Here is an 8,552-nt window from a genome sequence, read left to right as displayed (position 1 = left end):
TCAGCGCCGCACCCCCCGGTGGCTTCCCGCCATTCGTCGCGGATCTGCACATCCACTCGAAGTATTCGCGCGCGTGCAGCCGTGACCTGACCCTGAGACCGGCCGACCGGCGGGCGCCGCTTCGACGACCGGTCCACCGGCGGGCGCGGTTTCGACGAGCGGTCCACCGGTGGGCGCGGTTTCGACGACCGGGGTGGGCGGGGCTTCGCCGAGCGTGGTGAGCGCGCGCCGTCCGACCGGGAGCGTGGCGAGCGGCGGTACGGCGACCGCGACGGCCAGGGTGACCGGCGGTTCGGCGAGCGGGGTGGCGACTTCCGGGCCCCGGAGCGCCGGGGCGGCTTCCGGCCCGAGGGACGCGGCCGGGACGACCGGCGCGGCTACGGAGGACGTCCGCCGGCGCGGACCCACTGAGCTAACGGCACGACGGGACGCCGTCGTCGGGCACCCGCCCGGCGGCGGCGTTTCCGCATCCCGTGCCGGTGTCCCCGCAGTGGCGTAACGTCCGATTCATGCCGACCATGCCGAAGTCCCTCTTCTGGGCCAGGACCGACACCGCCGGCTCCGAGCACGTCGTCCTCGACGACCGTCAGGGCCTCACCGCGCAGGGTGTGCTGCTGGCCGTCGACCCGATCCCGTACACCTGCCGCTACCACCTGACCGTCGGCGCGGACGGGACGGCCGGCCGGCTGGAGGTCGAGGCCGAGGGGGCGGGCTGGGCCCGGAGCGTACGCCTGGAGCGGGGTGGGGACGGCTGGCAAGTGCGTACCGGCGAGGAGGGCAACCTGGACGCGGCGCTGGAGGCGGCCGGGCACCCGGCGGCCGGCCTGCCGGGCACGGAGGAGCCGGACCAGCTGGCCGACGCGCTCGACGTCGACCTGGGCGGGTCGCCGCTGTTCAACACCCTCCCGGTCCGCCGGCTCGGGCTGGGCCGGGCCCCCGCGGACCTGGCCCGGCAGGTCACCGTGGCCTGGGTGCTGGTACCCAGCCTGCTGGTGGTCCCCGCCGAGCAGGTCTACACCTCGCTGGGGCCCGGCCGGATCCGCTTCGCCAGCGGCACCTTCACCGCCGACCTCGACGTGGACCCCGACGGCTACGTGGTCCGCTATCCCGGCCTCGCCGAGCGGATCGGCTCCCGCTGACCGTCCGGCCCGCCGCCGACGGTCAGGCCGGCCAGGCGCCGGTGGTCAGGAACCGGTCGATGGTGGCCAGGTGCGGGACGAGGTCCAGGCCCTGCCTGGCCACCCACTCGTCGGCGTAGTACGTGTCGGCGTAGCGGTCACCGGGGTCGCAGATCAGGGTGACCACCGAGCCGGTCCGGCCGGCGGCGAGCAGCTCGGCGATCAGCCCGAAGGCACCCCAGAGGTTGGTGCCGGTGGAGCCGCCCACCCGCCGGCCGAGGATCCTCGACCCGGCCCGCATCGCGGCCAGCGAGGCGGCGTCGGGCACCCGGACCATCCGGTCCACCACCGAGGGCAGGAAGGACGCCTCGACGCAGGGCCGGCCGATCCCCTCGATGCGGGAGCCGCGCTCGGTGCGTACCGACCAGTCGCCGGCCTGCCAGGCCGGGTAGAAGGCGGAGTTCTCCGGGTCGACCACGCAGAGCTTGGTGGGCAGCCGGCGGTAGCGGGCGTACCGGCCGATGGTGGCGCTGGTGCCGCCGGTGCCGGCGCCCACCACGATCCACGCCGGTACGGGGTGTCGCTCCAGCGCGAGCTGCGCGTAGATGGCCTCGGCGATGTTGTTGTTGCCCCGCCAGTCGGTGGCCCGCTCGGCGTAGGTGAACTGGTCCATGAAGTGCCCGCCGGTGTCCTCAGCCAGCCAGCGCGCCTCGATCACCACCTTGGCCGGGTCCTCGACCAGGTGGCAGCGCCCGCCCTGGAACTCGATCTGGGCGATCTTCTCGGGCGACGTGGAGGCGGGCATGACCGCGATGAACGGCAGCCCCAGCATCCGGGCGAAGTACGCCTCGGAGACCGCAGTCGACCCGGAGGACGCCTCGATGACCGTGGTCTCCGGGCCGATCCAGCCGTTGCACAGCCCGTACAGGAAGAGCGAGCGGGCGAGCCGATGCTTGAGCGAACCGGTGGGGTGCACCGACTCGTCCTTGAGATAGAGGTCGATGCCCCACTCGCGGGGCAGCGGGAAGGGCAGAAGGTGGGTGTCGGCGGAGCGGTTGGCGTCCGCCTCGACCGCGGCGATCGCCTCGGTCACCCAGGTCCGGCTGGCCTCGTCACACCGGTCGAGATGAGTCACGTCGGCAACGTTACAAGCGAGGTCAGCTCGCGTCCGGGCGGGTCCGGTGGCGCTGCCGGCGCTGGCCGGCCCGGCCCGCCGCCCGCACCACTGGGAGGAGCGCCAGGGCCAGCCGGGGGAAGGCGTCGAGGAGCCGGACCTGGGCGCCGCGCCAGCGCGGCAGGCTGACCACCGGCCGCGGCCGGCGGGCCAGCCGCACGGCCCGCGCGGCCACCCGCTCCGGCGTCAGCAGCGTCCCGGTGAAGGAGGCCAGGGCCCCCGCGTCGTCCAGCTTGTCGTGCAGCATCGGCGTCCAGATCCCGTCCGGGCACAGGCACGACACGTGTACGTCCCGGACGCCGGCCATCCGCAGGTCGGTGAGGGTGCCGAGGCTGAACGCCAGCAGCGCGTGCTTGCTGGCCGCGTAGACGGTCTCGCCCGGGGCGGCGATCAGCCCGGCGAGCGACACGACGTTGAGCACGTGCCCGTGCCCCTGGGCCCGCATGACGCCGAGCGCGGCGAGGGTGCCGTTCATCGCGCCGAGCGTGTTCACCTCGATCAGCCGACGCCGGGTCGCCGCGTCGTGTGTCCAGGCGGGGCCGGTAACCAGGACGCCGGCGTTGTTCACCCAGAGGCCCAGGCCACCGGTGGCGCCCGCCGCCTCCGCCGCCACCTGGGCGCAGGCCGCCTCGTCGCGTACGTCGAGGGGGCGCGACCAGCCCCCGAGGGGGGCCGCGGCGGCGGCCACGGCCTCGGCGTCCAGGTCGGTGAGCAGCACCCGCCAGCCGTCGGCGTGCAGCGCGGCGGCGACCGCACGGCCCAGGCCGCCGGCCGCCCCGGTCACCACGGCCGCGCCCGGCATCGAGATCGTCATCGGCGCACGGTAGCGCCGCGCGCCGTCCGGGGCCAGATACCTTCGGTCCGCCTACCAACGTGATGACGCGAACGATTCGGCGGAGCGGCCCACCGTCGGGTGAGTCATCTGCGTCATCAGGTTCGTAGCGGGCGAAAGGACCCCACCTGGCGTCACGGCACGGCGGTCAGGAGGCGGACGGCTCGACCGGCTGGGGGCGGTTCTCCCACTTGGTGGACAACGCGATGCCGGTCCGGGTGGAGGCGACGCCCGGCGTCCGGTTGAGCCGGACGATCAGCTGCTCCAGCTCGGCGATGGTTCCGACCCGCGCCTTGAGCAGGAACGACTCGACGCCGGCCATGAAGTAGCAGGACTCGATCTCCGGCATCTGCCGGAACGCTTCGAGCACGTCGTCGGTGTCCGCGGTGGAGTCCTCCACGATACCGATCAGCGCGGTGACCGCGAGCCCGATCGCCTCCGGCTCGACCTCGGCCCGGTACGCCCGGATGACCCCGCCGGACTCGAGCTTGCCGACCCGCTCGTGCACCGCCGGGGCGGAGAGGCCCACCTGGCGGGCCAGCTCGGCGTACGACAGGCGGGCATTGCCGCGCAGCAGCTCCACGAGGCTCCGGTCGATCGCGTCCACGGAGAGTGACCCTATCCGTTCCGCCGTAACGTGAGACGGTCGGTATCAGTTGAACATGACGTCGCGTTGCCATTCACAAACGGATCGTCATGGGGGCTCTGCACCGGTACCATTTACTAACTTCTCATCATGTGCGTTTTTCGCGTTTGGCGGACAGGCCTGGCCGCCGGTGCTGTAATTGCCATACGTCCCTCATGACGGCTCTGGGCTCGCACCGGCCGGGGGCAGTGTGTTCAGCCGGGGGCTTCGTCGACGCGAGGAGGGGGCTGTGGACACTGGAGATCGCCTGCTGACACCGGGAGAGGTCGCTGCGCTGTTTCGGGTTGACCCGAAGACCGTGACCAGATGGGCAGCGGCCGGCCGGATCGGCAGCATCCGGACTCCAGGCGGGCATCGCCGGTTTCGGGAATCCGAGGTGCGGGCCCTGCTTGAAGGGGAGGGAATGCTGGACGAGGCGGAGGACATGGGCAAGGCACGCAACATGGGCCCGACCGCCTCGACCGGACCCGGCCCGGCGAACGCCGGCATGTACTGAGTCGGCACCGACCAGGACCCGGGCCGGACGTCAGTTCCGGTCCGTGTCCGGTCGGGCCGCCAGCTCGCCGGACCAGCGGCGGAACAGGGTGTGCGGCACACCGAGCGCGTCCAGCACCTTGCCGGCCACGAAGTCGATCAGTTGCTGGGCCGACGCCGCCGCTCCCGCGCCGTAGAAGCCGGGGCTGGCCGGCAGCACCACCGCGCCCGCGTCGTGCAGCGCGATGAGGTGCTCCAGGTGGCTGCGGGTCACCGGGGTCTCCCGAGGCACCACCACCACCGGCCGCCGCTCCTTGAGGTTCACCTCGGCGGCGCGCTGCAACAGGTCCTTGGACAGCCCGATCGCGATGCCGGCGCAGGCGGCCGTGCTCGCCGGCACGACCGCCATCCCGCGTACCGGGTAGGAGCCGCTGCTGGGTCCGGCGGCGAGGTCGCCCGCGGGCCAGTGCCGCAGGTCGGCGTCGGCGAGGTCGCGGCCCAGCCAGGCCGCCAGGTCCTCGGCCCAGTGCCCGTCCCGGAACGGGCGGCCGGTCTCGTCGAGGATGGTCAGCCGGGCGGCCCGGGAGACGATCAGGTCCACCGCCGCACCGGCGTCGAGCAGGCCGCGGACGACCGCGGCCGCGTACGGCGTACCGGACGCGCCGGAGACGCCGACCACCCATGGTTCGCGCATGCCGTCAAGCGTGCCTGGTCGGCTCCGGGACCGGGCGGGGACCCCCGGGAAGGGCGTCCCGGACGTCCCGGTTGCCCCACGAGCGCCGCCGTTGTCCACCCGGGCGGCACCGCTCCCGGCGACCTGCCATGCTTTCGTCGTATTCACGTCGATGGGAGGGGCCGGTGCTGACGGAGGCGGTGCTCCGGTCGCTGCGGTCCGACTGCCCGATCGAGCCCCGGCTCTCCCCGTACGCCGACCAGGTGCAGGACTGGCTCATCGACCAGCTCGACCGGCTCGACCTGCCGCCCGCACCGGCGGCCCGGCAACGGTTGGCCCGGGCCGGCTTCGCCCGCTACGCCGGCCGGCTCTACCCGGACGCCACCGAGCCCGACCTGCGGGTGCTGGCCGCGCTGTTCACCTGGTTCTTCCTGGTCGACGACGCCAGCGACGGGCCGGGCCGCCCAGATCCGGCACCGATCCGGGCCCTGCGGGACGGCACGCTCGCCCTGCTCCGGGAGGGTCCCCGGGCCCGGCACCCCGGCTTCTCCGGGCCGCTGCGGCGGTTGCTGGTGGGGGCCTGGCGGGAGCCCCGGCGCCGGATGCCGGCCCGCTGGCGGTTGCGGTTCGCCGACGCGGTCGTCGACCATCTCGACGGCGTCTGGCGGGAGGCGGTGGCCCGGCGCACGGGCCGCCCGCCCGGGGTCGACGAGTACGTGCAGCTGCGCCGGGCCACCTCGGCGGCGTACGTGTCGTACCCGCTGATCGAGTTCGCCGCCGCCCGCCCGCTGCCTGACCCGGTCTACCACCATCCCGCGCTGCACCGGCTCGGCCAGCTCGCCAACGACCTGCTCTCCTGGTTCAACGACATCGCCTCGCTGGACCGCGACCGGGTCGCGGCCGGCGGCCACAACCTGGTGCTGGCGGTCGCCGCCGAGCGGGACGTGCCGCTGGAGACCGCGGTGGCACTGGTCGCCGCGCGTTGGCGCACCGAGATGGCGCGCTTCATGGCGTTGCGCGCCGCCGTGCCGTCGTTCGGTCCGGCGCTGGACGAGTCGGTCGCCACCTATCTCGACGGGGTGGCCAACGCGGTCCGGGGCACCGTCGACTGGACGCTGGAGAGCGCCCGCTATCCGGTCGACGCCTGACCCGGGCTCGCGCCGGCGCCCGCCTCAGGGGCGCAGGCCGAGGCGGACCACCAGGTCGAGCAGGGCGAAGACGAACAGCGCGATGCCGACGAAGCCGTTGGCGGTGAAGAACGCCCGGTTGACCTTGCTGAGGTCGGTGGGGCTGACCACCAGGTGCTGGTAACCGAAGGCGAGCGCGGTGAGCGCCAGCCCGATCCACCACAGCCAGCCGAAGCCGACCAGCGCGCCGAACCAGATGAACAGCGCGAAGGTGACCACGTGCGCCACCGTGGAGGCGTGCAGCGCGAACCGCCGACCGTAGCGGGCCGGGACGCTGTGCACCCCGATCTCCCGGTCGATCTCCGAGTCCTGGCAGGCGTAGATCAGGTCGAAGCCGCCGATCCACAGGCCGACGGCGGCGCCGAGCAGCCAGGCTGGCCAGGAGCCGTCGAGCGTGCCGGTGACCGCGAGCCAGGCGCCGACCGGGCCGACCGCCTGGGCGATCGCCAGGATGGCGTGCGGCCAGTTGGTGAACCGCTTGCCGTACGGGTAGACGACCAGCGGGACCACGGCGAGCGGGGCGAGCACCAGGCAGAGCGGGTTGAGCAGGGCGGCGGCGGCCAGGAAGACCACCAGCGCGACGGCCGCGCCGGTCCACGCCGTCCGCACGCTCACCGCCCCGGTGACCAGCTCCCGGTTGGCGGTACGCGGGTTCCGCGCGTCGATCCGCCGATCGAGGATCCGGTTGGCGGCCATCGCGAAGGTCCGCGCCCCGACCATCGCCACGGTGATCAGCAGGAGGTCGAGCCAGCGGACCCGCCCGCCGTCGACCTGCATCGCGGTCAGCGCGGACAGGTACGCGAACGGCAGCGCGAAGACCGAGTGTTCGATCGTGACCAGCTTGAGGAAGGACTTGACCCGGCCCGGGCGTTCCACCGGGACCTCGGCGACGGTGGCCATCAGATGCCGTACTCCTTCCAGCGCTTGTCGACCAGCGAGACCACCTCGGGCGACATGGTCATCTCCTCCGGCCAGCCCCGGGTGTAGCCCTCGGTGGGCAGCTTCCGGGTCGCGTCGATGCCCGCCTTGCCGCCCCAGAACTGCTGGTAGGAGGAGTGGTCCAGGTGGTCGACCGGCCCCTCGGTGACCAGTAGGTCCCGGGCGTAGTCGACGTTGCCGAAGGCGCGGAACGCGACCTCGTTGTAGTCGTGCACGTCGCAGTCCTCGTCGACGATCACGATCAGCTTGGTCAGCGACATCAGGTGGGCGCCCCAGATCGCGTTCATCACCTTCTGGGCGTGCTTCGGGTAGCGCTTGCGGATGGCGACGATCGCGCAGTTGTGGAAGACCCCGGCGGCCGGCAGGTCGTAGTCGACGATGTCCGGGATCATCATCTTGAGCAGCGGCAGGAAGATCCGCTCGGTGGCCTTGCCGAGGCCGTGGTCCTCCTGCGGCGGCTTGGACGTGATGATCGAGTGGTAGACCGCGTCGCGCTGCATGGTCATCGTCTCGACGTGCAGCACCGGGAACGGCTCGACCGGGGTGTAGAAGCCGGTGTGGTCGCCGAACGGCCCCTCGGGCAGCCGCTCGCCGGGCTCCAGGTAGCCCTCCAGCACGATCTGGGCGTGCGCCGGGACCTGCAGCGGCACGGTCAGGCAGTCGACCATCTCCACCCGCTCACCGCGCAGGAAGCCGGCGAACAGGTATTCGTCGATGTCGCTGGGCAGCGGCGCGGTCGCCGCGTACGAGACCACCGGGTCGCAGCCGATGGCGATGGCCACCGGCAGGCGCTGGCCGAGCCGTTCGGCGACGGCGTGGTGGGCGGTGGAGTCCTTGTGGATCTGCCAGTGCATGCCCAGCGTGTTCCGGCTGTGCTGCTGGAGCCGGTAGAGCCCGAGGTTGCGCTTGCCGGTCTCCGGGTGCTTGGTGTGGGTCAGCCCGTAGTTGTGGAAGATCCCGCCGTCGCCGGGCCAGACCTGCAGGCCGGGCAGCCGGTTGAGGTCGACGTCGTCCCCCTTGTACACCACCTGCTGGCAGGGGGCGGTCTTGACCTTGCGCGGCGGCAGCGACTTGAGCTGCATGACCTTGCCCAGGCCGTCGCGGATGCCGGACCAGCCGACCGGCAGCTCCGGCTTGATCATCGCACCGATCCGCTCGCCGATCTCGTCGAGGGTCTCGACGCCGAGCGCCATGGCCATCCGCTTCTCGGTGCCGAACAGGTTGATCGCCACCGGCAGCTCGCCCCGGGTGGGCCGCTCGAAGAGCAGGGCCGGGCCGCCGTCGCGGACGGTCCGGGTGACCACCTCGCTGATCTCCAGCGTGGGGTCGACCGGGACACTCACCCGCCGCAGCTCCCCCGCGCGCTCGAGGGCGGCGAGGAAGTCCTTGAGATCGGTGTACGGGAAACCACGAGCCGCCATGCCCGCCAGTCTCCCGCACCGCCTGCCGCCCCGCCCACGCCGGGTCGTGTGATGTAAGGAAGCGCGCTCCTCAACGCCTCCGGTGGCG

The 8,552-nt window shown here is 72.9% G+C and carries 9 protein-coding genes; 3 read left to right on the top strand and 6 right to left on the bottom strand.

Going from position 1 to position 8,552, the window contains the following annotated elements:
• Window positions 1–518: 518 nt before the first annotated feature.
• Window positions 519–1,139 carry a putative glycolipid-binding domain-containing protein gene (locus tag ACWEVO_RS04805; RefSeq protein ID WP_452306231.1) on the top strand — a complete coding sequence of 207 codons (621 nt, stop codon included), beginning with the start codon at window positions 519–521 and terminating at the stop codon, window positions 1,137–1,139.
• A 22-nt stretch (window positions 1,140–1,161) separates the two neighbouring features.
• On the opposite strand, the gene ACWEVO_RS04800 is transcribed toward ACWEVO_RS04805, so the two are convergent.
• The 3 genes from ACWEVO_RS04800 to ACWEVO_RS04790 form a co-directional block, all read right to left on the bottom strand.
• Window positions 1,162–2,253, bottom strand: coding sequence for a PLP-dependent cysteine synthase family protein (locus ACWEVO_RS04800; protein ID WP_452306229.1), 1,092 nt, complete (start codon window positions 2,251–2,253; stop codon window positions 1,162–1,164).
• Between the two features lie 22 nt (window positions 2,254–2,275).
• Complete coding sequence (locus tag ACWEVO_RS04795; RefSeq protein ID WP_452306228.1) at window positions 2,276–3,106, bottom strand: SDR family NAD(P)-dependent oxidoreductase; 831 nt, start codon at window positions 3,104–3,106, stop codon at window positions 2,276–2,278.
• A 166-nt stretch (window positions 3,107–3,272) separates the two neighbouring features.
• Complete coding sequence (locus ACWEVO_RS04790; RefSeq protein ID WP_452306227.1) at window positions 3,273–3,731, bottom strand: Lrp/AsnC family transcriptional regulator; 459 nt, start codon at window positions 3,729–3,731, stop codon at window positions 3,273–3,275.
• Between the two features lie 268 nt (window positions 3,732–3,999).
• On the opposite strand from ACWEVO_RS04790, the gene ACWEVO_RS04785 reads away from it, so the two are divergent.
• Window positions 4,000–4,266: a BldC family transcriptional regulator gene (locus ACWEVO_RS04785; RefSeq protein ID WP_013473529.1), complete on the top strand. Its 267-nt coding sequence runs from the start codon at window positions 4,000–4,002 to the stop codon at window positions 4,264–4,266.
• A gap of 30 nt (window positions 4,267–4,296) precedes the next feature.
• Here ACWEVO_RS04785 and ACWEVO_RS04780 read toward each other — a convergent pair whose 3' ends face one another.
• On the bottom strand, window positions 4,297–4,938 hold the full coding sequence (locus ACWEVO_RS04780) for a UbiX family flavin prenyltransferase (protein WP_452306226.1): 642 nt from the start codon (window positions 4,936–4,938) through the stop codon (window positions 4,297–4,299).
• A 164-nt stretch (window positions 4,939–5,102) separates the two neighbouring features.
• On the opposite strand from ACWEVO_RS04780, the gene ACWEVO_RS04775 reads away from it, so the two are divergent.
• Entirely contained in the window at window positions 5,103–6,065 is a 963-nt protein-coding gene (locus ACWEVO_RS04775; protein WP_452306225.1) for a terpene synthase family protein, read from the top strand.
• A 24-nt stretch (window positions 6,066–6,089) separates the two neighbouring features.
• On the opposite strand, the gene mqnP is transcribed toward ACWEVO_RS04775, so the two are convergent.
• Window positions 6,090–7,004, bottom strand: coding sequence for a menaquinone biosynthesis prenyltransferase MqnP (gene mqnP, locus ACWEVO_RS04770; RefSeq protein WP_452306224.1), 915 nt, complete (start codon window positions 7,002–7,004; stop codon window positions 6,090–6,092).
• Window positions 7,004–8,464 (bottom strand): menaquinone biosynthesis decarboxylase, encoded by a 1,461-nt coding sequence (locus ACWEVO_RS04765; RefSeq protein ID WP_452306223.1) that lies wholly within the window; start codon window positions 8,462–8,464, stop codon window positions 7,004–7,006. The genes mqnP and ACWEVO_RS04765 overlap by 1 nt, the downstream gene beginning before the upstream one ends.
• Window positions 8,465–8,552 lie beyond the last annotated feature (88 nt).

The sequence above is a fragment of the Micromonospora sp. NPDC003776 genome, from assembly GCF_053605645.1.
This window is presented reverse-complemented; position numbering and strand designations above follow the sequence as displayed.